Below are 24118 nucleotides of genomic sequence, written 5' to 3'. Positions count from 1 at the left end.
TGAACTCGCTCGCCGACTACCTCGCCAAGATCTCCCCACCCGGAACTGAAACAAGCTAAATACTTAGACTCGCCATTTCCGGCGCGTCACACTAGCACGATGCGCCTGAAACTCGAGGTTTGAATATCTTGGTGGGTTTGCCGCGCCGCGTGCTGCGCGCCTACGGACGCACCCACCACGCCACGGCACCGCCCAAGGGATCCGAACGCGCAAGCACCGCCACACAACGATCCAGCCGAATTTTTTTGATCGTTGTTGACAGGACGACCCTTTCCGTCCGACAACCGTGAGGGATAGCCTCGCCCCCGTCCGCAACCCCTGTGCCACCACCCCCCACCTGAGGGGCGGACACGCAAGTCCCCTTTCAATCTCAAGAGAGGACTCTGATGGCACGCAGCATCAGACGGTGGCTGCTCGCGGGGGTGGGCACCCTCAGCCTCGCAGCGGCCGGCGCCGTACCCGCCAGTAGCGCTGCCCACCAGGCAACCTATCCGCAAGTACGGCCAACCGTGGCCGACTACACGCAGTTGACGACCAGCCAGACTCCACCGACTCAATCCCAGTGCGCGTCGGTGGGACGTCGCTGCTTCACCCCCCAGGGCGTCCAGGCGGCCTACAACGTAGGCCCGCTGCACGCGGCCGGAAACGATGGCCGCGGTCAGACGATCGCCATCGTCGACGCCTACGGCAGCGACACCATGGCCCACGACCTCCACGTCTTCGACCAGGCATTCGGCATCGCATCGATGTGCGGCGAAGAGGGCGTCACCTGTGCGCCCGGCATGCCGACCTTCAGCGAGCTTCATCTGCAGGGCTCGCCCGCCACCAAGGCACCCCCGTCCACGAGCAACAGCCCCGGGCAGGAGGACAAGAGCGCGTGGGCGCTGGAGGTGGCTCTCGACGTCGAGACCGCCCACGCCATGGCACCCGGCGCCAACATCCTGCTGGTCACCACGCCCACCGCCGAGACCCTCGGGGTGCAGGGCTTCCCGCAGATGATGGCTGCCGAGCAGTACGTCGTCGAGCACCACCTCGCGACCGTCATCTCCCAGTCGTTCGCCTCCGCGGAGGGCGCCTTCCACAACGCCCGGTCGCTGGAGAACCTGCGCGATGCCTACAAGGCGGCGGCACAGAACGGTGTCACCGTTCTCGGCTCGTCAGGTGACAGCGGAAGCGTGGGCTCGCTCAAGGCGCCTGTGGGCAAGGGTGGATCGACGCTCACCGATCCCGCCGTCGAGTGGCCCGCGTCCGACCCGCTGGTCACCGGAGTCGGTGGCACGAACCTGTGCACCGACCCGCGTGCCACCAGCGGCAGGGTCGTCGACAGTGTCTCCCCGCCGGGAGCCTGCCAGAAGGCGCCCGGCCAGTCGGAGATCTCCTGGGTCGGCTCCGGTGGCGGCTACAGCAGCATCTTCGCCAAGCCGGACTACCAGTCGGGCGCGCTGCCGACCGGCAGCACCTCCATCGGCGCGATGCGCGGCGTTCCGGATGTCTCCCTGCAGGCGAGCCCGTCGACGGGAGCCCTGGTGTACTTGTCCCTCCCGCCCGACGGCCTGAGCGGGCTGAAGTGCGGCGGCGCACCGTGCAGCACGGGCTGGTACGACATCGGCGGCACGTCGCTGGCGTGCCCCGAGTGGGCGGGCCTGGTCTCCATCGCCGCCCAGATCAACCACGGTGGACTCGGACTGATCAACCCGGCTCTGTACAAGCTCGCCTCGGACCCGGCCACCTACGCGGCGGACTTCAACGACGTCACCGTGGGCAACAACATCACCGACACCTCGGTCCCCGGCTACTCGGCCACCGCAGGATGGGACCCCGTCACCGGGCTGGGCACGCCGAACGCGGCGAAGCTCCTGCCTGACCTCGTCAGCGCCGTTCACGGCAGCTGACCCTTCGAAACACCAACCGGGCGTCCCGCCGCCGGCCTGGCGGCGGGACGCCCGCGGTTGTTGCCGCGCCTGTAGGAGTGCAGGTCCTTAAGAGGGCAGACGATGCTGTGGGGCTCGCACCGTCATCGCTGCACGTGGGAGCCTGCGTGCCGAGCCTTCGGCGGTGGCTGGGATGCTGCATGGTGATCACCTGCGCCGGGACACCGCGAGGAAGGCGCCGGTCATGTCGGTGATCCCTGCCGCGATCTTGGTGCCGCCGATGTCGATCCCGGCCACCAGGGTGGGCTTCACCGCAATCCTCGTACGCTCAGCCGCAAGGTGACGATCTGGAACGGACGCAGCGCCAACTGGATCCCCTCGCCCGTGACTTCGTAGGCTCCGGGTTCGTCCAGCGGGCGTTCCAGCAGGTCCGTGGAGACCGCAGATTACAGCTCGAACCCGGTGACCAGCCGCGCCCGGGCACGACCGCCGTGGGCTTCGTAGAGTCGGACGACGACATCGCCGGAGAGGTCGTCGGCGAGCTTGACCGCCTCGATCACGGCCGCCTCGTTGTCCACGGAGACGAGCGGAGCGACCTGTGCGGTGCCGGGGAGGGTCCGCTCGGGCAGGTTGAGGTGGTAGCCCTCGCGCACCGCGTCGGCGATGTCCGCGCCGATGACGAACGCGTACCGCAGCCGGTGGCTGCCCTGGTCGGCCTCGGGGTCGGGGAAGCGCGCCGCACGCACCAGCGACAGCCGGACGGTGGTGGTGGTACCGCCGTCGGCAGGCATGTCGCGGGTCACGTCATGGCCGTACGTCGAATCGTTGACCAGGGCCGCTCCCCAACCGCGTTCACCGACGTGCAGGAAGCGGTGGGCGCAGATCTCGAACTCGGCCGCGTCCCAGCACGAACTGGCGGGCGAGCGACTCATCGCCGCCCGGCAGTCGTCATGGTTCGCGGCGAAGGGTGCTGCCGGGCGGTTTCATACGGGGCCGGCCTCCGGAAAGGGGCGAGGACGGCCCCGGCTCATGGGACCATGAGCACCGCGTGTGCCGTGGCACGGGAGCACGGGCCCGGTGCACGGGCCGGGCCGTTGGGTGGGTCCCGTCAGTACGCGTTGACGACGAATAGTTCCTGCGCCGGGAACTTCGTGAGGATCTGTGGTCCGTCGGCGGTGACCACGACTTCCTCTTCTATGCGTGCCGCGGAGAAGCCGTCCGAGGCCGGGCAATAGGTTTCCAGGGCGAAGACCATACCCTCCTGGATCTCCACCGGGTTGTCCAGGCTGTTCAGTCGGCTGATGATGGGCCGCTCGTGTAGACCGAGGCCCAACCCGTGGCCGAACTGCAGGCCGAAGGCGGCCATTTCGTTGGCGAAACCGAACTCCGTCGCGGCCGGCCACACCCGAGCCACCTGGTCGGTGCCGACCCCCGGCTTCACCACGGCGATGGCGGCGTCCATCCATTCGCGGGCCCTGGTGTAGGCGTCACGCTGCGAGCTGGTGGCGCTGCCGACCGCGAAAGTGCGGTAGTAGCAGGTGCGGTAGCCGTTATAGGACTGGATGATGTCGAAGTACGCCTGGTCGCCGGGGCGGATGAGGCGGTCGGAGAAGTTGTGCGGGTGCGGGTTGCAGCGCTCGCCGGAGACCGCGTTGATGGCCTCGACCTGGTCGGAGCCCATCTCGTACAGGCGTTTGTTGGCCAACGCAACGATCTCGTTCTCCCGGATGCCGGGCTTGAGTACGTCGACGATGTCCTGGTAGACGCCGTCCACCATGGCCGCGGCCATGGACAGGAGGGCGATTTCGTCCTGCGACTTGATGGTCCGGGCGTCGAGCATCATCTGCTGGGCGTCGACGACCTTCAGACCCTGCCGCTGCATCTCGAACAGGAACGGCGGCTCGACGATGTCCACACCGACCGGCAGGTCCGCCACACCGGCGTCCTCGAGCATGCCCTTGATCTCGCGTACCGCCGAGGCCATCAAGCCGGCGTCCGGAGCGATGGCGCCGCGCATGCCCAGCATGCCGGCACGGGAGTTCTCGGGCTTCAGCCACGGGGCGAACAACTGGTGATGCCTCGCGGCGGAACCGAAGTCCCACAGCACCGGGTCTCCACCACGGGTCAGCAGGGCGTAACGGGTCATCTTGTCCCCGAGGGCGCCGCCGATCCATGTCTGCGTGGTGTAGCGGACGTTGTAGAAGTCGAACAGCAGGAAGGCACCGCATTCGCTGGCGTCCAGCGCACCACGGGTGCGCTCCAGTCGGTAGGACCGCAGCCGGTCGTAGTCCACGCGCATTTCGTAATCGACTGCGCTGTGGCCGTGGGCCGGAATGGGGCGCAAGGCGCTCGCGCTCGTCACTGTCATCGTGTGGTTCGTCCTTTGTCACGTTGCCCAGGAACCCGGCGAAGGGCCGTGCGGGCGGTCGAAGGAGGGGCGTGGCCTCCTGTAGGCGGGCTTGCCGAACCCGTACGGGCTCCTGGTGCTGGTCGGCCGAGCGCTCAGGATCGGAGGGTCAGGCCGTCGTCCATCGTCACGTTCTCCGGTTCCAGCGTGATGCCGGAGCGGCGTGCCTGCTCGAGGATCAGGGTGGCGAAGTCCTCTTCGGTGTGACCGGCACCGATCGCCGCCTGGACGAACTGCGCGGTGGCCGAGGCCACAGGCATCGGAACCTCCAGTTCGCGGGCAGCGGCCAGTCCGAGGTCGAAGTCCTTGCGCAGCAGGATGTTGGTGAAGGTCGGCTTGAAGTCCAGGTTGACCAACGCCGGCGACTTGTACTTGGTGAAGACCGAGCCCATCACCGAGTCGTTGAGGAACTCAAGGAACGCTGAGCGCTTGACGCCGCCCTTCTCCGCGAGCAGCGTGATCTCGGCCAGCGACTGGGTGACGACACCGAGGAAGACGTTGTGCGCGATCTTGACCAGGCGGGCCACCTCGTCCTCACCGACGTAGGTCACGCCGCGGCCCAGCAGGTGCAGCATGGGCTCGACGGCGTCGAACACCTCGCGTGGGCCGGAGACCGCGACGGTCAGCTTGCCGGCCGTGATCACCTTCGGGTTGCCACTGACCGGCGCAGCCAGGAAATCGGTGCCGCGCTTGGCGGCCGCTGCCCGTACAAGGGCGGAGACCTGGGTGGACACCGTGGAGCTGTCGATCAGTACGCCCGGTGCGCCGTTCTTCGCGGTCAGCACGCCCCCGGGGCCGGTGGTGACCGACTCCAGGTCCGCGGAGGCGGATACCATCACGAACACGACGTCCCGGTCGGCGAGTTCCTCGGGCCAGTCGACAATCGTCGCGCCCTTCTCGGACAGCGGTTCCGCCTTGGCCCGGGTCCGGTTGTAGACGGCGACATCGTGGCCGGCGTCGAGCAGACGGCCTGCCAGCTGGTATCCCATACGGCCGGTACCGATCCAGCCGATGCGGGGGCGGTCCGTGGCGACGTACGTCATGGTTTTTCCTCACTCCTGGAAGACGGCTCAGCAAGCCGGCACGCCGACCGGCGGTAGTCCCTGCCGCAGCGGAGAAGCCGAGACAGGCTCGGTGACATGCACTCGGTTGCTTTGAGAGAACCCCGGTAATGCCGAGCATGCGATGAGAAAGGGAACACTTGATCTGTGGTGATTACACAACGTGTCCGGATCGGGCGGTGCAGGCGTGACACTCGCCTTATGTGATCTGCAATCGATTGCCAAATAATGCTTGCTCCGCGACTACAGGCCTGTCAAGGGGTTGAAGTGCTGGTCGTTGCAGGCCAAGGCGATCGGTTGTGGTGACGTGGCGGACGTCCCTAGACTGCGCCCGTGAGTACGCGCCCCACCCTGTCCGACGTCGCACGACTTGCCGGAGTCCACAAAGCCACGGCGTCCCGTGCCCTCAACCCCCGCACGAGCGGCCGAGTGAGCCCAGTGACGGCCAGGCGGGTCAGGGCCGCAGCTGAGGAGTTGGGATTCACCCCCAACACCGCCGCCCGCAGCCTGCGGATGAACCGTTCGTTCACGGTTGGGGTCCTGATGCCGGACCTCACCAATCCGCTGTTCCCGCCCATGGCACGGGGCATCGAGGCGGCCCTTGCGCCTCGGGGCTACACCGCGCTGCTGGCCAATACGGACAGCGACGAGGTCAAAGAGCGCCACCAGTTCGACGTCCTGCTGGGACGTCAGGTCGACGGGTTCATCGTCGCCACCGCGCGGCGCCACCACCCGCTGCTGGAGGAGGCGCGCAAGTCCGGAGTGCCCATCGTGCTCCTCAACCGTTGCACCGACCGGACGCTCTTCCCGTTCGTCGCGGGCGATGACAGCACCGGCGTGTCGCTCGCGGTCGAGCATCTGCTGGAGCGAGGGCACCGCTACGTTGCCCACGTGTCCGGCCCACAGGACATGTCTACCGGGATCACCCGAGCCCGGGCGTTTCGGCATGCAATGGAGAGCGCAGGGATCGACCCGGACCAGGCACCGGTCATACCGGCCCGGGCGTACACGGTGGCGGCGGGAGAGCAGGCCACGGATGAACTCCTCGACCGCCACCCGGCCACCACGGCGATCGTCGCCGGCAACGACCTGATCGCGCTCGGAGCGCTGCATGTGCTGCGCGCCAGGGGGCTGCGCTGCCCGCAGGACGTCTCCGTTGTCGGGTTCAACGACATGCAGTTCGCGGACGAGTTCCAGCCGCCGCTGACCACCGTCCATGTGCCACATCACGAACTCGGCGCGGAAGCCGCGCGCCTGCTGCTGGAACAGCTGGACCGCTCGGACGACACGGTGTCGGCGGCCAAAACAGTGCTGCTCCCCGTACGTCTGGTCATCAGGGATTCGACTGCGGATGCCGTGGACCGCAAGCCGACGCGCGGCTGAGACACATCCCGCAAGACACGTATGAGGTCAACCGTGACCTGATCACAACCTGCCTACAGCGATCACCCCGGCCGGTTGCGAGAGCGTCGACACCTCCTCGGTGCAGGGATTGACCGATGAAGGTCGCCGACAGGCTGTTCGGGGCACGATATGCAGGCTCTGCCGAGACAGGCTGCTAGCCCAGAGCGACCTTGAGGGCGGAACCCTGACCATCACCAACCTCGGAATGTTCGGGGTGGAGGAATTCGCCGTCATCATCAACCCGCCCCAGGCGGCCATCCCAACCGTCGGTGCAGGCCGCCAAGAGCCGGTGGTCAGCGACAACGGAACACTTTCTACGGCGACTGTCATGCGCGTGGTGCTCTCCGTCGACCACCGGGCCGTCGACGGCGCCGACGCAGCGCGCTGGATGAGCGAGTTCACCAAAGCCGATGCTCCTGCTCCCTTAGCCTCGCGCTTGCGCGCGCCCAGCAGACTGGAGGCCTTGATGACGTAGGTGATCTTCGGCTGGCAGCTCGCTGTCACCTGCCGGTGGAAGTCCGGTCGCAGACCATCTGCCAGGAGGTCCGGTGGCAGACTGGCGGCGTCGGGGGGAAACACCCGGCGTCGAAGCCAGTTGCCTGGCCGCCCGCAGGACGCGCGGGGCTGTGGCCGTCTTCACCTGAGTGCTGGTGGCGGGGTTCAGGGCGCGGGAGGCGGTGGACTTGTGTACCCCCGCCAGGCGCGCCACATCGGAGATCGTCGCCCGGCTGCTCACGGCGGCACTCTAAGGAAGTCCGGCCATCACTACAACCGTTCGCACATCAGGTGTAGTCCTGCCCAGCGACAAGACAGGCCCTCCCACCTCTTGACACCGCTTGGCGCGCTCCACAACATGGGGCATCGTGCAACCGATTGCCAAGCGTCTGGTCGCAACTGCGGCCACGGGGACGACCAGGCGACCGTTGTCCAGCCACTTGCCCTTCTCTCGATCGGTCACTCCGCCAGGATCGGGCGGTGCCGTATCCGATTGCAGCGACCGGCCGGTGGGTGTGCCGTTCTCAAGAGATGGGGCAGCATGTCAAACCCGGTCGTAGACCGTCCGCACCCGGGATGGATCGGTACCGGGCGCATTGGCCTCCAGCTCGCGGCGCGGCCGTGGAACGCCGGACACGACATGGCGGTGTCCAACCGCACCCGCGACAAGGCCGAACCCCTGCCGCGCGCGGTGTCACGATCGTGAATTCCCTGAGTTGCTCGCCGACGACCATGTCGTGCCGGTGACGCTGCCCAACCCAGCTGAAGGGACGGCGTCCGCGCAGCCCGCCTCCTCGCCACTGCTCCACCGGGTCCGTCCAGTTCGGCTGCGGACCGGCCGATGGGGCCACAGGCCCGGTTGGTGCGATGACCTCTCCACACGCCACTCACAAGGACGACCCATGAAACGCAACGCACGTCGCCGGAAAGCCTTGACCGCGGTTGTCGCTGCCTGTGCACTGGCAGCGACCGGCTGCGCCACCTCTGGCTCAGATGACGCCGGATCAACCCACGGCCCGCTCGTGATCGGTGCCTCGGTGTCGCTCACCGGGGACTTCGCCGACTCCGGTCAGGCCGTTCAGCGCGGCTACCAACTGTGGGCCGACTCGGTCAACGCCAAGGGCGGCCTGCTCGGCAGGAAGGTGCAGATCAAGATCGTCGACGACCTGTCCAGCCCCACCCAGGTCATCACCAATTACCAGAATCTCATCAACCAGGATCATGTCGGCCTGGTGTTCGGCCCGTTCTCCAGCCTGCTCACCATACCGGCGGCGCAGGTCGCCAAGCGGTACGGATACGCCTTTCTCGAGCCGGCCGGCGGGGGTCCGAAAGTCTTCGAACAGCACCTGCACAACCTCTTCTTCGTCCAGCCGGCTCCTTCCACCCGCTCCGGTGACGTGTTCGCCAACTGGATACTGTCGCTCCCGGCCGGCAAGCGGCCGAAGACCGCCGCCTACGCGGAGCTGGACGACCCGTTCGCCGCCCCGGTCGCCGAAAGCGTCCGAGCCAAGTTCGAGGCCGCGGGCATCAAGACCGTCTACAAGCAGGTGTATCCGGCCGAGACCCAGGACCTCTCCCCGGTGATGACCGGCGTTGCCGCGGCTCACCCAGACGTCCTGGTCGGTGGCACCCAGACCCAGGACGCCTACCAGCAGGTCAAGGCACTGGTGCAGTTGCACTTCAACCCGAAGTTCATGTTCCTGTCGAACGGCGCGAACTCCCCGCAACAGTTCCCCGACAAGGTGGGTGCCCGCAACACCACGGGCGTCATGTCGTCAGGTGACTGGTATCCAGGGTCCGCCGCACCGGGAAGCGCCGGATTCACCGCCGCGTACCTCAAGAAGTACGGCGGCACCGCGCAGAAGATCGACAACACGTCCGCCGAGGCCTACGCCTGCGGACAGTTGCTGGAAGAGGTCGCCAAGAAGACCGGCAAGCTCGACAACGCCACGATCACCCAGACCCTGCACTCGGGGAGCTGGCCCACTCTGCTCGGGAGCCTGGCCTGGAAGGCCGACGGCTCTCCGACCGGCGAGTTCTCCCTCGTCCAGTGGCAGGGCGGCAAGCTCCTGCCCGTCTACCCCGCGGGTGTCGCCCGGGTCGCGCCGGTCTACCCCAAGCCGAACTGGGGCGGGTGACACAGGCCATGCACAGCCTCATCCAGGCCCTCATCCTCGGCATCCTCACCGCCGGCGTCTATGCGCTCATGGCCTCCGGGCAGACCCTGATCTTCGGCATCATGAAGGTCGTCAACCTGGCGCAGGGAGCCATGGTCATCCTGGGCGCCTACCTGGCCTATCAGCTGTTCACCTCCTTCGGCATCGACCCGTTCCTGGCCATCCCGATCACCACGGTCGTGATGTTCGCGCTCGGGATGGCGGTCGAGGTGTGCTTCCTGCGGCCGCTGAAGAGGGAGGACCGCTCCGAACTCAGCCTGCTCGTCACCTTCGCCGTCGCCCTGCTCATCGAGGGCGTCATGAGCGTGATGTGGAAGACCAACTACCGAAGTGTCAGCACCTCCTACATCAACGCCAGCTGGACCGTCTTCGGCTACCAGATCACCCTGGTGCGGCTGTGGGGCTTCTTGCTCTCGCTCGTGGCACTCGGCCTTCTGTACCTGCTGCTGAACCGGACGCGTTTCGGCCGGGCCGTGCGCGCCACCGTGCAGAATCCGGACGCCGCCCGCCTGCTCGGCGTCGAGGCCCAACGCGTGTCCGCCCTCGGCTTCGGGCTCGGGTCGGCAACCGCGGCAGCAGCCGGCTCCGTCTACGGACTGCTGTATCCCTTCAACTCCGGCAGTCACTACGACCTGATCTCGCTGCTGCTGTCCATCGTCCTGCTCGGTGGTCTGGGCAGCGTGGTCGGGTCCGTGATCGGTGCGGTGATCGTGTCGGTCTCCTCCGCCGTGGTCGCCTCGACACTCTCACCGTCCTGGTCCGGCATGACGTACTTCGTCATCATCCTCCTCATCCTTCTCCTGAGGCCGCGAGGCCTGTTCGGCACTGCGACCAGGGGGGCCATATGAAAGCGTTCCGTGGCGCAGCACGCGCCCTCGTCTTCTTCGCCGTGCTGGCGGCCCTGCCGTCGTTCAATCTGGCGCACTGGGCGCTCAACATGCTGATCTTCACCTTGATGTTCGCGGTGATGTCAAGCGCCTGGAACATCGTCGGTGGATTCGCCGGCTATCCCTCCCTCGGCCACGCCGCCTTCTTCGGCATCGGCGCTTACGTGGAAGGACTGTGGTTCGCCCACCACTCCGTCACCAGCGGTTACGAACCGTTCTGGGCGCTGCCGGTGATCGGCCTGCTCGGTGCCATCCTCGGCCTGCCCATCGCGGCAGTGGCGATGCGCACTCGGGCCGATGTCTTCGCCATCGTCACCATCACGCTGCTGTTCGTCACCCAGACCCTGGCGTTCAACCTGCACGGCATCACCGGAGGCGCACAGGGGCTGGCCCTACCACAGCCGCCCTTCTCGGGTGCCAGCTTTGACCGGCCCTTCTACTACATCCTGCTGGTGCTGCTCGCGATGGCGATGGCAGTCACGTACGCGATCATGCGCACCAAGGTCGGACTGAGTCTGGTCGTGATACGCGCGGACGAGGACAAGGCTCGCGGCATCGGCGTGCGCACCACCGGAGTCAAGCTGCTGGCCTTCGCCCTCAGCGTCGGCTTCACGGCTATGGTGGGCGCGGTCTGGGGCTACTACGAGGGCTTCATCTACCCGCAGTTCGCCATCGACCCGCTGATCACGATCGCGATCGTCCTGATGACCTTCCTAGGAGGCCGTGCCACCTTGTGGGGTCCGGTCATCGGTGCCTTCATCCTCGAATCCGCCCAGCAGTACCTCGCCTACCAGCTCGGCGGCAGCCAGGTCTATCTCATCGCCTATGCCCTGGTGTTCCTGCTGATCATGCTGCTGCTGCCGCGCGGCATCCTGCCCACCGTCCAGGACATGATCCGGCGGCGCAGCCGGGCCCGAATCGTCGACGCCGGCCTGTCCACCCCGCGAACGGCCCCCGGCGCCCCCGTGCCGACCACAGAAGGAGGCCACTTGTGACGGCACTGCTCGAGGTGACCGACGCCACCAAGGCATTCGGCGGAACGCTGGCGATCGACTCCTGCTCGTTCGCCGTCCAGCACGACACCGTCACCGCCCTCATCGGCCCCAACGGGTCGGGCAAGACCACGCTGTTCAACCTGATCACCGGATACCTGCGGCCCGACAGCGGCCAGGTAAGGTTCAACGGGCGTGAGGTCACCGGCCTGGACGCCGGCACCCTCTACCGGCGCGGTCTGTCCCGCACCTTCCAGCAGGCCCGGGTCTTCCCGCATCTGAGCGTCGAGGAGAACCTGGTGGTCGCCGGCGGCTACAGCTGGCGACAGCTGCTGACCCGGCGGGTGAGCCGAGCCGACCGGCAGCGGGCGGGCCAGTTGCTGGAGGAGTTCCGGCTGGCACCCATCGCCGACCTGCTTGCCTCCGAACTCTCCTACGGTCAGCGCAAGTTGCTGGAGTTCGCCGCCGTATTGATGAGCGACCCGAAGCTGGTGCTCCTGGACGAGCCCACCGCGGGCGTCAACCCCGTCATGATCGAGACCATGGAACGCCACATCCGGCAACGGCACGCGGTTGGAGTCACCTTCCTCATCGTCGAACACGACATGACCTTCGTCATGCGGCTGTGTGACCCGGTCATCGTGCTCGATCAGGGAAAGCGGATCTTCACCGGAACACCCGGCGAGGTCCAAACCAATCCTCTCGTCCTCGACGCCTACCTGGGGAGCTGACCATGGCCCCGATCCTCACCCTGGACGCCGTTGTGGCCGGCTACGGTGCCGGCGACATCCTCAAGGGCGTGAATCTGATCGTCGAACCCGGCACCGTCACCTGCCTGATCGGCCCAAACGGGGCGGGGAAGTCGACCGTTTTGAAGACCATCAGCGGGCTGCTGCGGCCGAAAGAGGGCACCGTCGCCTTCCGCGGCGAACCCCTAGGCAAGCTCTCGCCCAGGGAACGGCTGGGGCTCGGTATCGTCCACGTCCCCCAAGACCGTAGCCTGTTCCCGGCGATGACCGTGTGGGACAACCTCCTCATGGGGGGCTACACGCTCAAGGACCGCAAAGTGGTGCAGACCCGCCTCGAACAGGCCGTCGAGGCCTTTCCCATCTGCACCAAACGGGCGCGGGAGCACGCCGGTTCGCTCTCCGGCGGCGAGCAGAAGCAAGTCGAACTCGCCCGGACCCTGATCCTCGACCCCGCACTCATCCTTCTCGACGAGCCCTCCATCGGGCTGGACCCCAAATCCCGGCAGCAGGTCTTCACCAGCATCCGGCAACTCGCCACCGACGGCCGCACCGTGCTCCTTGTCGAGCAGAACGCACGCTCCGGTCTCGCCGCCTCCGACGTCGGAGCCGTCCTCGAAGCAGGCCGGGTCCGCCTCGTCGCCAGCGGTGCCGAACTGCTGGATGATCCTGAGGTGGCCCGCCTCTACCTGGGAGCCGCGCCGCGGTAGGTGGCACGCCGGCGGCCCTTCCCCGCAGGCCCTGCCCACGGACACCGACCGAGGGCAGGGCAGCGGCCGTTGCCGGGTCGCTACCCGGCCGGTGGCGGCCCAGCAACGGCGATCCCACATGGCACACACCCCCGTACCGGCGCGCAGATACCGGCCGACCGGCTGGGGGCGCCGTGCTGCGCCGGCAACCGGTGATCGTGGCGATGAAACTCCGGGCACGGTTCGCTGCCTTCTCCTTACTCGCGTTGGCTTCCTCGCCCTTTTTGCCTTGCTGTCCTCGCCTGCCTTCCCAGTCCCCAACTTCCCCTCGCCGGCTGGTGCTTGGTGCCGACAGTATCGAGCAGCCACCCATTCCCAGTCGCTTTCCCCATTTGCCAGCCCTTGTTGTGCAGGATTGGACAACGGCTGCCAGTCGGTTGCCCGCCAGTATGCAGGGCACCTCTGTCGTGGATACGATGCACCGGCGGTTGCAGGCCGCGGGCATCACGACCGTGTTGAACTAGACCTACCCCAGCGAACAAGCCGACGTCGGGCCCACCGTGTCACGGATCGTCGCCACCCGCCCGGATATGGTCATCGCGGGCACACAGGGCGAGGACGCCTACGAGATGGTGCGGGCCATGATCCAGCAGCGTTTCAACCTTCAGTGGCTGTTCATGCCGAACGACGCGAACGACCGGTCAACTTCCCCAACATAGCCGGGAAGGGCAATGTCGCCGGGATATTCACCTCGAACGACTGGTCACCTTTGGTGAACCGCACCGGAAGCCAGCAGTTCATCAAGGAGTACCTCGCCAAATTCGGCGGATCCGCGGGCACCATCGACGCTACCTCGGCCGAGGCGCATGCGGCCGGACAGAACGTGTGTGATGTCAACGAGCATGAGAACGTGGTGTTTTGTTCCCGACCAGTACGTTCTGGGCCATCTCGTCGCCCTGTCGGCGGAGCGCATCGATGAGATCGTCAAGACTCAGGCGAGGGCGTCGAACCCCGCGTAGGCACGGCGGTAGTACACGAGCGGCGATCCCGAGGGGTCGGAATCTCCGGCGACGATCAGCCCGATGATGATCTCGTGGTCGCCGGCGGGGACGACCTGGTACAACTCGCAGACCGCGTGCGCGGTCGTGCCCGCGGCCAGGACCGGCAGCCCGCCCGGTCCCGGCCGCCACTCGACGCCGGTGAACTTGTCACCGCCGGAGGCCGCGAACCGGTTCGAGATCGCGTCCGCACCGGACGCCAGCACGTTGACGCAGAAGCTCCGCCGCCGCTTGATCTCCTCCAGCGTCTGCGAGCCCCTCGCGATGCAGGTGAGCACGAGCGGGGGTTCGCACGACAGGCTGCACACGGCACCCGACGTCATGCCGACCGGTGCGCCGTCCGCCGTCAGCGTGGTGACGACGGTGACGCCCGTCGGAAGCGCGGCGGCCAGCGACCGGAAATGGTCGGCTTCAACTCCGTAACCCGCCAGATTTACGATGGGGGACATCGACATACAGTCGGTGAACGCCGTGCTCATTCGGACTCCTCGAATGTCATGGCAGGGACGTATCGCCGGTTCAGCGAAGCAGGGAATACACGTCCGGCACAATCGTCTGTGCAAAATCCGACACGGTTCAGGTTCGTGGTCGTCGTCCCCGAAAGGCGCCGACGCCATCACCAAGTACACCGCCCCATGCGGCGCGAGCCCCGTCCGGCCGCTTCACTGCTGTGATGCGCCTGTATCGAGTCGATGGCCACATCGCGCGGAATCGCACTGGCCGGCGGCCCGATCGAGATCCACTCCGTCAACAACCCGCCCCCGCCCGCAACCTGACCCATGGCCGGCAAGCGGCAACCACGCCGGCCGTAGGCGGAGGTCTCTTCAACAATTCACGCTGCACGGCATCGGGTCAAGACATTGGTCGCCCGCCACGAAGTGCAGGATTCCACACGGAGATTCATTGACCCGTGCGGTCATCGTCGGCTTTTATTCGGCGTCATTACAGGCTCATTCCCGTGCGGTGACCAGCCGTCATTCCGCCGGGTACTCACCAGCGCAGCTGTCAGTGCGGACCGTTGCGATCGGGGGCTGTCGAGGCCGCACCCGTCACTACAGCGACAGTGAAGGGAAGGTGCATCGTCGATGACAAGCAGAGCACATAGGGGTCGGCCGAGCCGACTCGCTCGATGTGTGTACATCACCATGGCCGTCATCTCGGCGTCGGCTCTGGCGTCCTGCTCCGGTTCTCCGGGGGCGACGTCGGCCGCGTCCGGCGGCAAGACCCAGGCCGCGGCCGATGAGGCCGCGTCCACGATCACGGTCGACGCGCCGCCGAACGCCTCCAGCGCCGCCGCGGCGTACGGCGTGTCGTCCGGGACGTTCCAACAGGCGGGCATCAAGGTCGCCATGCACACCCACCAGGGCGCCCAGTCCACGATCGTCGGGCTGATGTCCGGCGCGTACCCGATCGTGTGGGCGACTGTGCCCGACATTCTCGCCGCCCAGGCGAAGGGCCTGCCGATCTCGATCGTCGCCCTCGGTGACCAGGGGGCGTCCGGTCAGATCCGCGTGCTCAGCCTGGCCGGCTCGGGGATCGTCAAGCCGGCCGACCTGGTCGGCAAGAAGGTCGCCATCCCGTCGCCGACCTCCTCCTGCGCCCTCGCCGTCCCGAACCTGCTCAAGGCCGCCGGCGTCGACGCCAAGCAGGTCAACCTCGTGACGGTGCCCCAGGTCGACCACGAGAGCACCCTGCAGAACAAGGTCACCGACGCGGTGTGCACACCCGAACCGTTCCAGAGCGAGATCAAGCAGCACCTCAAGACCAAGGTGGTGCTGGACATCTTCACCGGCGGCAACAAGGACATGCTGATCGGGGCGTACGTCGCCACCAACACGTACGTGCGGAAGAACCCGAAGGCGGTCACCGCCTTCCGCGACGGTCTCACCGCCGCCAACCGGAAGGCGGACGCGGACCAGAGCGTCGTCAGGGCGCTGATCCCCAAATACAGCGGCGTCACCGATGAACTGGCGAACAGCATCACGCTGCCGACGTACATCCAGAACGTGACGGACACGGCCGCGTTGCAGTCCCTGGCCGACCTCATGGTGGACAACGGCCTGCTCACCGCCAAGATCGACGCCGGTAAGTCGTTCACCGCGCCGGCCCCGTCCGGGAGCTGACCGGGCCATGTTCACCAGGAAACCGACCAGCCCGGGGACGGCAGGGCCGCGGGCCCGTACGGAGGGCGGCACCGGAACAGCCCGGAGCATTGCGACGACCACGACGGCTGCGCCGCGGCGCCCTGGCTGGTCCGTCCGATGCGCACGCGCGGCGGCGCGCAGCGCCTTCATCCGCGGGCTGGTCGGCCTTCTCGCGATCTGTCTCACCGACCAGTCGGTGAGCTGGAGCGGCCTTGTCGAACCCCGCTATCTGCCGTCGGCCACCACGATCGTGGCCCGGCTCGGCGCGCTGCTCACCGCGTCGCGCTTCCTGTCCGACATCGAGTACACGCTCGCCTCGGCGGGGCTCGCGATGCTGGTGGCCACGCCGATCGCGGTGATCTGCGGGTTGCTGCTGGGGCTGTTCCCCACGGCCCTGCGGGCCACCCGGGTGGTGATCGACGTGCTGCGACCGCTGCCGGCGGTGGCGATCATCCCGCTGCTGACGCTCACGGTCGGGCTCGGGCAGACGAGTGTGGTCCTCGCGGTCGCAGTCGCGGCCTTCTGGCCGATCCTGCTCAACACCGTGCACGGTGTACAGGACGTGGACGGGGTCGCTCTGCAGACGGCCGGCCTGTTCGGGGCGAAGTGGCCGCGCCGGGTGTGCACCGTCGTCCTCCCGTCGGCGGCGCCGGCCATCGGCGCCGGCGTGCGCATCGCGGTCAGCCTGGCCCTGGTGGTCACCGTCGCCGCCGAGCTGATCATCGGCACGACCCGGGGGATCGGCGCGTTCATTCTCGACTCCAGCCGCGGCGGCTTCCACGCCGATCTCGTGTACGCCTCGGTGGCGGTCGCCGGACTGCTCGGCCTGGCCGTGAACTCCGCGGCCACCGCGGTCGAGCGGCGCGCGTTCCCATGGCACGGACGAGAGGGGACGTCATGATGGTGACGACAGCCCGCCTGATCCGCCGACCGGGACTCCGCCGGCCGGGACGCCAGGTCCGTCTGCTGGCCAGGTTGGGCAAGGGCGCCATGGTGCGGTTCGGAGTGCTCATCCTGCTGCTGCTCGCCTGGCAGTGGGCGACGCGCGACGCCGGCAACCTGTTCTTCCCATCGCCGACCGAGATCCTCGACCGGATCCTCGTCGACTGGTTCTCCGGCCCGCCCACGCACCTGTTCGTGACTCCGGCCTTCATGGCCGACGTCGCGCCGAGCATGGGCCGGATGCTGGCGGGCTGGCTGCTCGGGTCGCTGATCGGCGTAGTGGTCGGGGTCCTCGCGGGCGCCGTACGGACCGCGCGTCAGATCATCGACCCGCCGGCGCAGTTCCTGCGGGCGCTGCCCACCCCTGCGGTCGTACCCGTCTTCCTGCTGCTGTTCGGGGCGTCCACGGGCATGCGGGTGGCACTGATCGCGTTCGGCTGCGTCTGGCCGGTCCTGCTCAACACCATGACCGCGGCGGCTTCCGTCGATCCCCGGCTGCGGCTCACCGCGCGTGCCCTGCACCTGAGCCGGTGGCGCCAGTTGGCGCAGGTGGTGATGCCGTCGAGCGCCCCGGCCATCGCAGCCGGGATGCGCATCGGGCTCGCCCTCGCGCTGATCCTCATGGTGCTCTCGGAGTGGGTGGTAGCCACCAGCGGCCTCGGCTTCAGCCTCATCACCGCCCAGCAGCACTTCGACATGACGGGGATGTGGGCCGCCATGGTGCTGCTCGCCATCGCCGGCTATCTGGTCAACACCGTCTTCCTCACCGTGGAAAGCCGATTGCTGAGCTGGCACAAGGGGGTTCGAGGCAAGTGACCGACGTACAAACGACCTGGACGGCGGTGATCGACGTACGCGGGCTGTCGCACACGTACGCCGCCAACGGCGTGACGCACCACGCGATCGCCGACGTGTCCTTCACGGTCTCCCCCGGGGAACTCGTGTCGATCGTCGGGCCGTCCGGCACCGGCAAGTCGACCCTGCTGCTCTGTGTCGCCGGCCTGCTCAAGCCCACCGCGGGCGAGATGAGCGTGCTGGGGGCGCCCGTACGGGGGGTCCCCGGTGATCTGGCGATCGTGTTCCAGGACTACAGCCGCTCGTTGTTCCCGTGGCTGCGAGTGGGCGCCAACATCGAGTTTCCGCTGAAAGCGACACATGTGCCGCGCGCCGAGCGCAGGGCGCGGGTCCAGGAGTCCCTCGAGGCGGTAGGCCTTGCCGACGCCTGGAACCGCTATCCCTGGCAGCTGTCCGGCGGTATGCAGCAGCGGGTCGCCATCGCCCGCGCCCTGGCGTGCCGCCCCAAGGTCCTGCTCATGGACGAGCCGTTCGCCAGCGTCGACGCGCAGACCCGGGTCGACCTGGAGGACCTCACCCTGGCGGTGCGCGACCTGTTCGGTGTCACGATCCTGTTCGTCACCCACGACATCGACGAGAGTGTCTACATCTCCGATCGGGTGATCGCGCTGACCAGCCCGCCCGCCACCGTCGCCGCCGACATCCGGGTGGCGCTGCCGACGCCTCGCGACCAGATCGCCACCAGGGCCACGGCCGACTTCGTCAGGCTCCGCACGGAGGTGGCGAACCATCTGCGCAGGCCGGATCCCCAGGATCCACCGCAACTGGGCCCCGCACCGTCCGATCCCGCATCCATCGGATCCAAGGAGTAGATCATCATGCGTTTCTCGCTCTACCTGAACGCGCAGTCCCCGGGGCCCGACCACGACCTCGACGTGATCGACGCGGTCACGGCGCAGGCGATCCTCGCCGACCGCAGCGGGTTCGCCGGCGTGTGCCTCACCGAGCACCACTTCACGGGCTACAACACCTACGGCGACCCCTTCACGTTCGGGGCGTACCTGGCACCACAACTGACGAACGCTCATGTGGTGGTGTCGGTCGCGGTCCCGGCCTTGTGGAACCCGATGAACTTCGCCGAGGCGTGCAACACCCTCGACCTCCTCACCCGGGGCCGGTGCATCATCGGCGTCGGCACGGGCGGGTCCCCGCAGGAGTACAAGGGTCTCGGCCGGGACCCGGCGCAGCGCGGCGCCCTCATGGACGAGGTCATCCGGATCGCAGAGCAGGCCAGGCGCAAGACTCTGGACGACCCGGACCTGGAGTACGCCACGCCGCACTCCCAGGGCGTGCTGACCCGCCGGATCATGCCGACCTCGTACACCAAGCCGGGGCCGCGGTTCGGCCGCGCCGCGCTGTCCGACGAGGGCATCGTCCACACCGCCGAGCGCGGGTGGGTGCTGATGACCGCCCGCGAGGCCGTGCCCGAGACCGCTCGCAAGTGGCGGCTCTACCACGACACGCTCAACGCGTCCGGCCACGACGAGGAGACGCTCGCCTTCGCCCGGGAATGGTCGATGGTGCAGAAGATGGTCTACGTCGGCGAGACCGACGAGTCCGCACTGGCCGACGTCGCCGGGCCGCTCGACTACCTCGCCGAGCAGTCGAAGAAGTCATTCGGCGGGACCGCGGCGGCGGCCGGGTTCAAGTCCAGCATCGTCGGCGTCTCGGCCGTGGACCGGGACGACTTCCTCGAGAAGGCCATGATCGTCGGCAGCCCGGAGACCGTGGCCCGCAAGATCAGCGAATACGAGGGCATCGGCATCGGCCACATGACGCTGGTCTTCCTCTACGGGCAGATGAGCCCGGCCCTCGGCACCCGCTCGCTGCACCGCTTCATCGACGAGGTGATGCCCCGCTTCACCGACCCCGTGCAGACCGCCGAGCACGTCGCGTACTCCGCCACCACCAGCTGACCGACACCGTCCCTCACGAAAGCCGGGAAACCGAAGAAAGGGAACCTTGTGACCACCCTGCAGAGCAGCACCAAGACCCCGCTCCAACCCGGCGTCTGGACCGTCGACGCGGCCCATTCGCTCGTCGAGTTCTCCGTACGGCATATGACCGTGGCCCGGGTGACCGGCCGGTTCGGCGCCGTGAACGGCGCCGTCGAGGTCCCGGCCGGCGACCCGCTCGACGCGACCGTGCGCGCGGACATCGACGTCGCCTCGGTGAGCGCCGGTCACCCCAAGCGCGACGAGCTGATCCGCTCCGCGGACTTCCTCGACGCGCAGACCCACCCGGTCATCACCTTCACCGGCGGCCCGGCGGTGCCGACCGAAGACGGACGCTGGAACGTCCCGGGCGACCTGACCATCAAGGGCGTCACCCGACCGGTGGTGCTCGACACCGTCTTCGGCGGGGCGATCTCCCATCGCGGCGCGATCCGGGCCGGGTTCTCGGCCGTCACCGAGATCAACCGCAAGGACTTCGGCGTCACCTGGAACGCCGCGCTCGACTCCGGCGGCGCGATCGTGTCGGACCTCGTCCGGATCACGCTGGAGATCGAGCTCGTCCTCACCCAGTCCTGACCGACCGATCGGAGACACACATGGATCTCGGAATCGCCGGCTCCACGGCCGTCATCTCCGGCGGTAGCACCGGCATCGGCAAGGCCGCGGCCGGGGCGCTGCTCGCCGAGGGCGCCGGCGTGGTCCTACTCGCCCGTACCAAGACCACCCTCGACGAGACGGTGGCCGAGCTGCGGGCGCTGGGACACCCTGGACCGGTCGTCGGCATCCAGGCCGACGTCACCGACCGGACCTCCGTCGAGGCGGCCGCCCGCCAGATCGAGTCGGAGTTCGGCCGCGTGCAGATCCTCGTGATCGCCGCCGGCCACCGGATGCGCCGGCTCGACCGGCAGCTGTTCTGGGACGACGGTGACTGGGCCGCCGACCTGAACGTGAAGACCGTCGGCATGCTCCGGATCATCCGGGCGCTCCACCCGCTGCTGGACACGACCGGCGCCGGCCGGATCGTCAACATCGGCGGCGTCGCCGGCGAGACGGTCTGGGAGGGAGCCCTCACCCACGGCCTCAACAACGCGGCCACGCACCACGCCACCCGCTACCTGGCCCGCGACCTCGCGTCCGAGGGGATCACCGTGAACACCGTGGTCCCCGGCCTGGTCGCCACCGAGTGGCGGGTCGGCTGGGCCGCAGCGGCGGCGGAGAAGGGGGGCAAGACGAGCGAGGAGTTCCTCGACGCCTACCTCGCCAAGCTGGGCGTGCTGCTAGGCCGTTGGGCCGAGTCGGCCGAGGTCGCCGACGCGGTGGCCTTCCTGGCCTCCCGGCGGGCCGGCTACATCACCGGCACATCGCTCGTCGTGGACGGCGGGATCACCGTCAACGCGCTGTAGACCGAAGGAAATCACCATGATCGAACACATCGTCGTCGTGAAGGCACGACCGGGCGCGGAGGAGGCGGTGACCGAGGCGCTCGTCGCGTTCGCTGCGGGCATCGCCGTCCTGCCGGGCCTGATCGAACTGACCGTCGGCCCGAACGTCCACACACGGTCCCTCGACGCCGGGGTCACGCACGGCATGCTGGTGCGCCTGACGGACGAGGACGCGCTGGACCGCTACCAGAAGCACCCCGTCCACGCCGCGCTGCTGCCCAAGCTGGACGCGACCTGCGTCGGCCGGGTCGTCCTGGACTGGCTCGTCGAACGGGACCCGGCGGGGGCGACGGCATGAGCGCGGTCCCCAGCCTGGTCGCCGCGGCGCTGTCGGCGGACGTCGATCCGCGCAGCCACACCCCGCAGGAACAGGCCAACATCGACCTGATCCTGCGGCTGCGCTCGGTGCCGTTCGCCGAGCGCAGGACATTCATGCGCCCCGATATGCGCCACCACCGCTGGGGATTCGCGTCCTTGGCGGACATCTCCGGCATGAAGGACGGCCGTGGATACGACGCCCACTCGATCTCCGACCGCGTCGACACCATCGAGGACATCATCGCCAAGGACGACCGTGTATGGGCCGTCTGGACCCTGCGCGGCACCCACACCGGCCGGCTCTTCGGCATCCCGGCCACCCACCGGAGCCTGGAGGTCCTGGAGTGCGGCGTGTGGCGCATCCAGGACGGCCTCGTCGCCGAGGCCTGGTTCTTCGGTGACGAGCTGGGCCTGCTTCGCCAGCTCGGCGCTCCCATCACCGCGGAGCTGCTCCACATCCGAATCAACGGTACGTCCCCGTAGCGGCGTACTCCATCGCGCCGGTCCGCTACCACGGCCTGCCGAAAGCCAGCCTTCAACGCGCCTTCTCCGTCACCGCGATCAACATGATCCGCCTCGACGCCTGCTGGGTGGGCAGCCCACCCGACAGCAGCCACACCAGCAACCTCGAACGGCTCACGTCAGCACCTGGAATTGAGCAGCAAAGTCTGCATCCGGTGCACACCACGGCCGCACGGCTCCTCATGATCAGGAGCCGTGCGGCCGTTTGAACCGCTCCGGGGTCTCCACTGCTCCCGGAGCGGTTCGGTTCGCGTTCCCGATAACAGCGACTCTGCTTCGGCCGCCCGACCGTGGTGTTCCGCAGCTCTCAGTGCTCACACGGGTGACCTACGCGAAGCGGCTCGGTTCGACCGAGCAACGTCATGCGTTCGCCTTGTGGGTCAGTTTGGTGATGTCGAGGATCACCAGGCAGCGAGGTTCCAGGCGGACGACACCCCGGCTGGCGAGTTCGGACAGGGACTTGTTGACGCTCTCGCGTGATGCCCCGACGTAGTGTGCGAGTTGTTCCTGGGTGAGGCCGTGGTCGACGCGCACGCCTTCGGATGTCGGGGTACCGAACTTCGCGGCCAGATCGAGGAGCATGCGGGCGACGCGGTGCGGGATGTGGCCGTGCAGGAGGTTTTCCAGGGCGTCGTTGATGCGCCGAACCCGGCGAGCGAGCAGTTGCAGGAAGTGCCACGCTGCATCGGGTTCCTCCTGCAACCAGTGACGTACGGCCGACGCCGTGAACTCGGCCAGTTCGAGGTCGGTCAGTGCGGTCGCCGTGGCCTTGCGCGGCGCCGGGTCGAACAGAGTGAGCTCGCCGAGGAGGTCACCGGGGCCCAGTACGGACAGGAGACTGTCGCGGTCGGCGCCGGCGGGACGTGTCATCCCTATCTTGCCGCGAATGATCACATACATCGAAGTACCGAGATCGCCGAGCCGGAACACGACCTCGCCTCGTTCGAGACGCCGCCGTTGCGCCACCTTCTCCAAGGTGAGGGCCGCATCCGGACGCAGCCCGGCGAACAGCACGGTATTGGCCAGGATCTCGTCCACGCCGCCATGGTATGGATCGGTCACGACGCATACCAGAGTTCGAAATCCGGTGTTGTGAGAGACCGGCGACAGGAGTGCCCGGTCGAGGGCGGTTACGTCTGTACCCAACGGACGAGTTGAACGCCCACCCTGGCTGGTCTCCACAGCTCATCGTCGGCTCGTCCGCCCCTTCCCGAGCCGAGCTCCCTGGATGAGCGAGCAGAGGGCTCCGGACTGTTGAGGCTGTCGACGGGGGCAGGGCGGCGGTCTCGGAACTCTCTGTGCGAGGCAGCAAGCGCAGGGCGAGTCACAGATACAGGCCGTGCCTTGTCTTGATTGCGGAGCAAGTTGTGTGAACCCGGAATCGACGAACGCGGTCACCGCCGAACGAGGGGTCGGTACACCGGCCCAGGAGGCGGTGGGCGACGCGAGATCATTCGTTCCGGGCGGTCCTACGGAGGTGCAGCACAGTGCCGGAGAGCAACTCAGAGGACGGGACTGCCGAGCAGGAGAGGCCCACGGCGTACGGGCCCAAGATGCCGGCGGACGTCAAGCCACGCTTCATTCCCGAGGGCGCTTCGGGGATGACCGTCCTCGTCGAGTGGCCTCCCGGTGACCCCGGGACTCCTCCCCACCGCCACTCTGGGCCGTGTTTCGGCTACGTGATCGAGGGCGCGGTCCGGTTCGAGCTCGAGGGTGAGCCGGAGCGCGTGGTGAAGGCCGGTGAGGCGCGGTATGACCGGGCGGTGACGTGATCCACCACCAGAACGGCAACGCCCTGTCGGACGCGCCGACCAAGTTCGTCGTGACCATGCTGTGCGCGCCGGGCAAACCGATGCTCACCCTGGTCGACGAGGAGGGACTGGAGAAGCACGCCCACCTGCGCGCCCCGCGTCCCTCCGCGGGCTGACCCGCGACTTCGATGGTCCGAAAGGCCCCGCGGCACGTGCTGCTTGTGAGCTCGTCGTCGGCGATTCCGGCGACTTCACGACCAAGCCGCAGGACGCGAGGCGGATCCTGATCGGCCACGCGTTGGGGGGGGGGGGCCCCGCGGCGGCGGGGGCGCCCCGGCCGGCGCGGTGGCCGGGGGCGGAGGCGGGGGCGGCAGGCGACGGGGGGGGGGCGGGGGGGCGGGA

23 protein-coding genes and 2 pseudogenes are annotated in these 24118 nt (G+C 67.9%); 19 read left to right on the top strand and 6 right to left on the bottom strand.

Annotation, left to right across the window (positions count from 1 at the left end):
• The first annotated feature begins 386 nt into the window (after window positions 1–386).
• Complete coding sequence (locus ACWDA7_RS35525) at window positions 387–1892, top strand: S53 family peptidase (protein WP_450609873.1); 1506 nt, start codon at window positions 387–389, stop codon at window positions 1890–1892.
• 287 nt (window positions 1893–2179) lie between these two features.
• Here the strand turns inward: ACWDA7_RS35525 and ACWDA7_RS35520 are convergent.
• The 3 genes and pseudogenes from ACWDA7_RS35520 to ACWDA7_RS35510 form a co-directional block, all read right to left on the bottom strand.
• Window positions 2180–2803: pseudogene (locus tag ACWDA7_RS35520) on the bottom strand (glycosyl hydrolase-related protein).
• 176 nt (window positions 2804–2979) lie between these two features.
• Entirely contained in the window at window positions 2980–4239 is a 1260-nt protein-coding gene (locus tag ACWDA7_RS35515) for a M24 family metallopeptidase (RefSeq protein WP_450609871.1), read from the bottom strand.
• A gap of 134 nt (window positions 4240–4373) precedes the next feature.
• Window positions 4374–5321: an NAD(P)-dependent oxidoreductase gene (locus ACWDA7_RS35510; protein WP_450609869.1), complete on the bottom strand. Its 948-nt coding sequence runs from the start codon at window positions 5319–5321 to the stop codon at window positions 4374–4376.
• Between the two features lie 351 nt (window positions 5322–5672).
• Between ACWDA7_RS35510 and ACWDA7_RS35505 the strand changes: the two genes are divergently transcribed.
• Entirely contained in the window at window positions 5673–6722 is a 1050-nt protein-coding gene (locus ACWDA7_RS35505; RefSeq protein WP_450609867.1) for a LacI family DNA-binding transcriptional regulator, read from the top strand.
• A 100-nt stretch (window positions 6723–6822) separates the two neighbouring features.
• Window positions 6823–7218, top strand: a complete 396-nt coding sequence (locus ACWDA7_RS35500; protein ID WP_450609866.1) for a 2-oxo acid dehydrogenase subunit E2 — start codon at window positions 6823–6825, stop codon at window positions 7216–7218.
• On the opposite strand, the gene ACWDA7_RS35495 is transcribed toward ACWDA7_RS35500, so the two are convergent.
• The gene (locus ACWDA7_RS35495) at window positions 7168–7452 is read right to left on the bottom strand and encodes a LacI family DNA-binding transcriptional regulator (protein ID WP_450609875.1); all 285 of its coding nucleotides are present in this window, start codon (window positions 7450–7452) and stop codon (window positions 7168–7170) included. The genes ACWDA7_RS35500 and ACWDA7_RS35495 overlap by 51 nt on opposite strands.
• 808 nt (window positions 7453–8260) lie before the next feature.
• Between ACWDA7_RS35495 and ACWDA7_RS35490 the strand changes: the two genes are divergently transcribed.
• The 6 genes from ACWDA7_RS35490 to ACWDA7_RS35465 all read left to right on the top strand — a co-directional run bounded on the left by ACWDA7_RS35490 (window position 8261) and on the right by ACWDA7_RS35465 (window position 13448).
• Complete coding sequence (locus ACWDA7_RS35490) at window positions 8261–9376, top strand: amino acid ABC transporter substrate-binding protein (protein ID WP_450609864.1); 1116 nt, start codon at window positions 8261–8263, stop codon at window positions 9374–9376.
• An 8-nt stretch (window positions 9377–9384) separates the two neighbouring features.
• Window positions 9385–10263, top strand: a complete 879-nt coding sequence (locus ACWDA7_RS35485; RefSeq protein ID WP_450609862.1) for a branched-chain amino acid ABC transporter permease — start codon at window positions 9385–9387, stop codon at window positions 10261–10263.
• Window positions 10260–11297: a branched-chain amino acid ABC transporter permease gene (locus tag ACWDA7_RS35480; protein ID WP_450609860.1), complete on the top strand. Its 1038-nt coding sequence runs from the start codon at window positions 10260–10262 to the stop codon at window positions 11295–11297. The genes ACWDA7_RS35485 and ACWDA7_RS35480 overlap by 4 nt, the downstream gene beginning before the upstream one ends.
• Window positions 11294–12025, top strand: coding sequence for an ABC transporter ATP-binding protein (locus ACWDA7_RS35475; protein ID WP_450609858.1), 732 nt, complete (start codon window positions 11294–11296; stop codon window positions 12023–12025). The genes ACWDA7_RS35480 and ACWDA7_RS35475 overlap by 4 nt, the downstream gene beginning before the upstream one ends.
• Before the next feature lie 2 nt (window positions 12026–12027).
• On the top strand, window positions 12028–12750 hold the full coding sequence (locus ACWDA7_RS35470; RefSeq protein ID WP_450609856.1) for an ABC transporter ATP-binding protein: 723 nt from the start codon (window positions 12028–12030) through the stop codon (window positions 12748–12750).
• Window positions 12751–13289: 539 nt separating this feature from the next.
• Window positions 13290–13448 carry a hypothetical protein gene (locus tag ACWDA7_RS35465; protein WP_450609855.1) on the top strand — a complete coding sequence of 53 codons (159 nt, stop codon included), beginning with the start codon at window positions 13290–13292 and terminating at the stop codon, window positions 13446–13448.
• Between the two features lie 272 nt (window positions 13449–13720).
• Here the strand turns inward: ACWDA7_RS35465 and ACWDA7_RS35460 are convergent, their stop codons facing one another.
• Window positions 13721–14266 carry a flavin reductase family protein gene (locus tag ACWDA7_RS35460; protein ID WP_450609853.1) on the bottom strand — a complete coding sequence of 182 codons (546 nt, stop codon included), beginning with the start codon at window positions 14264–14266 and terminating at the stop codon, window positions 13721–13723.
• A 654-nt stretch (window positions 14267–14920) separates the two neighbouring features.
• On the opposite strand from ACWDA7_RS35460, the gene ACWDA7_RS35455 reads away from it, so the two are divergent.
• Genes ACWDA7_RS35455 through ACWDA7_RS35415 form a run of 9 tightly spaced genes read left to right on the top strand, consistent with a single transcriptional unit; the run spans window position 14921 to window position 21926 of the window.
• Window positions 14921–15910, top strand: coding sequence for an ABC transporter substrate-binding protein (locus ACWDA7_RS35455; RefSeq protein WP_450609851.1), 990 nt, complete (start codon window positions 14921–14923; stop codon window positions 15908–15910).
• A 7-nt stretch (window positions 15911–15917) separates the two neighbouring features.
• Window positions 15918–16832: an ABC transporter permease gene (locus tag ACWDA7_RS35450; protein ID WP_450609849.1), complete on the top strand. Its 915-nt coding sequence runs from the start codon at window positions 15918–15920 to the stop codon at window positions 16830–16832.
• Window positions 16829–17689, top strand: coding sequence for an ABC transporter permease (locus ACWDA7_RS35445; RefSeq protein WP_450609847.1), 861 nt, complete (start codon window positions 16829–16831; stop codon window positions 17687–17689). Before ACWDA7_RS35450 ends, ACWDA7_RS35445 begins: the two co-directional genes overlap by 4 nt.
• Complete coding sequence (locus ACWDA7_RS35440) at window positions 17686–18540, top strand: ABC transporter ATP-binding protein (protein WP_450609845.1); 855 nt, start codon at window positions 17686–17688, stop codon at window positions 18538–18540. The genes ACWDA7_RS35445 and ACWDA7_RS35440 overlap by 4 nt, the downstream gene beginning before the upstream one ends.
• A 6-nt stretch (window positions 18541–18546) precedes the next feature.
• On the top strand, window positions 18547–19644 hold the full coding sequence (locus tag ACWDA7_RS35435; RefSeq protein WP_450609843.1) for an LLM class flavin-dependent oxidoreductase: 1098 nt from the start codon (window positions 18547–18549) through the stop codon (window positions 19642–19644).
• 48 nt (window positions 19645–19692) lie between these two features.
• Window positions 19693–20259, top strand: a complete 567-nt coding sequence (locus ACWDA7_RS35430; protein ID WP_450609842.1) for a YceI family protein — start codon at window positions 19693–19695, stop codon at window positions 20257–20259.
• 20 nt (window positions 20260–20279) lie between these two features.
• Window positions 20280–21086, top strand: coding sequence for an SDR family NAD(P)-dependent oxidoreductase (locus tag ACWDA7_RS35425; RefSeq protein ID WP_450609840.1), 807 nt, complete (start codon window positions 20280–20282; stop codon window positions 21084–21086).
• Between the two features lie 16 nt (window positions 21087–21102).
• Window positions 21103–21423, top strand: a complete 321-nt coding sequence (locus tag ACWDA7_RS35420) for a Dabb family protein (RefSeq protein WP_450609838.1) — start codon at window positions 21103–21105, stop codon at window positions 21421–21423.
• Window positions 21420–21926, top strand: coding sequence for an ester cyclase (locus ACWDA7_RS35415; RefSeq protein ID WP_450609836.1), 507 nt, complete (start codon window positions 21420–21422; stop codon window positions 21924–21926). The genes ACWDA7_RS35420 and ACWDA7_RS35415 overlap by 4 nt, the downstream gene beginning before the upstream one ends.
• A 399-nt stretch (window positions 21927–22325) precedes the next feature.
• Here ACWDA7_RS35415 and ACWDA7_RS35410 read toward each other — a convergent pair whose 3' ends face one another.
• Window positions 22326–23003 (bottom strand): Crp/Fnr family transcriptional regulator, encoded by a 678-nt coding sequence (locus tag ACWDA7_RS35410; RefSeq protein ID WP_450609834.1) that lies wholly within the window; start codon window positions 23001–23003, stop codon window positions 22326–22328.
• Between the two features lie 515 nt (window positions 23004–23518).
• On the opposite strand from ACWDA7_RS35410, the pseudogene ACWDA7_RS35405 reads away from it, so the two are divergent.
• Window positions 23519–23892, top strand: a pseudogene (locus ACWDA7_RS35405) (cupin domain-containing protein).
• The last annotated feature ends 226 nt before the right edge of the window (window positions 23893–24118 follow it).

It is taken from the genome of Streptomyces sp. NPDC001156 (assembly GCF_053598275.1).
This window is presented reverse-complemented; position numbering and strand designations above follow the sequence as displayed.

Bases quoted from the DNA above. Each gene is read 5' to 3' on its own strand.
- ACWDA7_RS35445 (WP_450609847.1), top strand. From the start codon at position 16,829: ATGATGGTGACGACAGCCCGCCTGATCCGCCGACCGGGACTCCGCCGG.
- ACWDA7_RS35435 (WP_450609843.1), top strand. From the start codon at position 18,547: ATGCGTTTCTCGCTCTACCTGAACGCGCAGTCCCCGGGGCCCGACCAC.
- ACWDA7_RS35525 (WP_450609873.1), top strand. From the start codon at position 387: ATGGCACGCAGCATCAGACGGTGGCTGCTCGCGGGGGTGGGCACCCTC.
- ACWDA7_RS35450 (WP_450609849.1), top strand. From the start codon at position 15,918: ATGTTCACCAGGAAACCGACCAGCCCGGGGACGGCAGGGCCGCGGGCC.
- ACWDA7_RS35460 (WP_450609853.1), bottom strand. From the start codon at position 14,266: ATGAGCACGGCGTTCACCGACTGTATGTCGATGTCCCCCATCGTAAAT.
- ACWDA7_RS35415 (WP_450609836.1), top strand. From the start codon at position 21,420: ATGAGCGCGGTCCCCAGCCTGGTCGCCGCGGCGCTGTCGGCGGACGTC.
- ACWDA7_RS35515 (WP_450609871.1), bottom strand. From the start codon at position 4,239: ATGACAGTGACGAGCGCGAGCGCCTTGCGCCCCATTCCGGCCCACGGC.
- ACWDA7_RS35425 (WP_450609840.1), top strand. From the start codon at position 20,280: ATGGATCTCGGAATCGCCGGCTCCACGGCCGTCATCTCCGGCGGTAGC.
- ACWDA7_RS35470 (WP_450609856.1), top strand. From the start codon at position 12,028: ATGGCCCCGATCCTCACCCTGGACGCCGTTGTGGCCGGCTACGGTGCC.
- ACWDA7_RS35510 (WP_450609869.1), bottom strand. From the start codon at position 5,321: ATGACGTACGTCGCCACGGACCGCCCCCGCATCGGCTGGATCGGTACC.
- ACWDA7_RS35420 (WP_450609838.1), top strand. From the start codon at position 21,103: ATGATCGAACACATCGTCGTCGTGAAGGCACGACCGGGCGCGGAGGAG.
- ACWDA7_RS35485 (WP_450609862.1), top strand. From the start codon at position 9,385: ATGCACAGCCTCATCCAGGCCCTCATCCTCGGCATCCTCACCGCCGGC.
- ACWDA7_RS35480 (WP_450609860.1), top strand. From the start codon at position 10,260: ATGAAAGCGTTCCGTGGCGCAGCACGCGCCCTCGTCTTCTTCGCCGTG.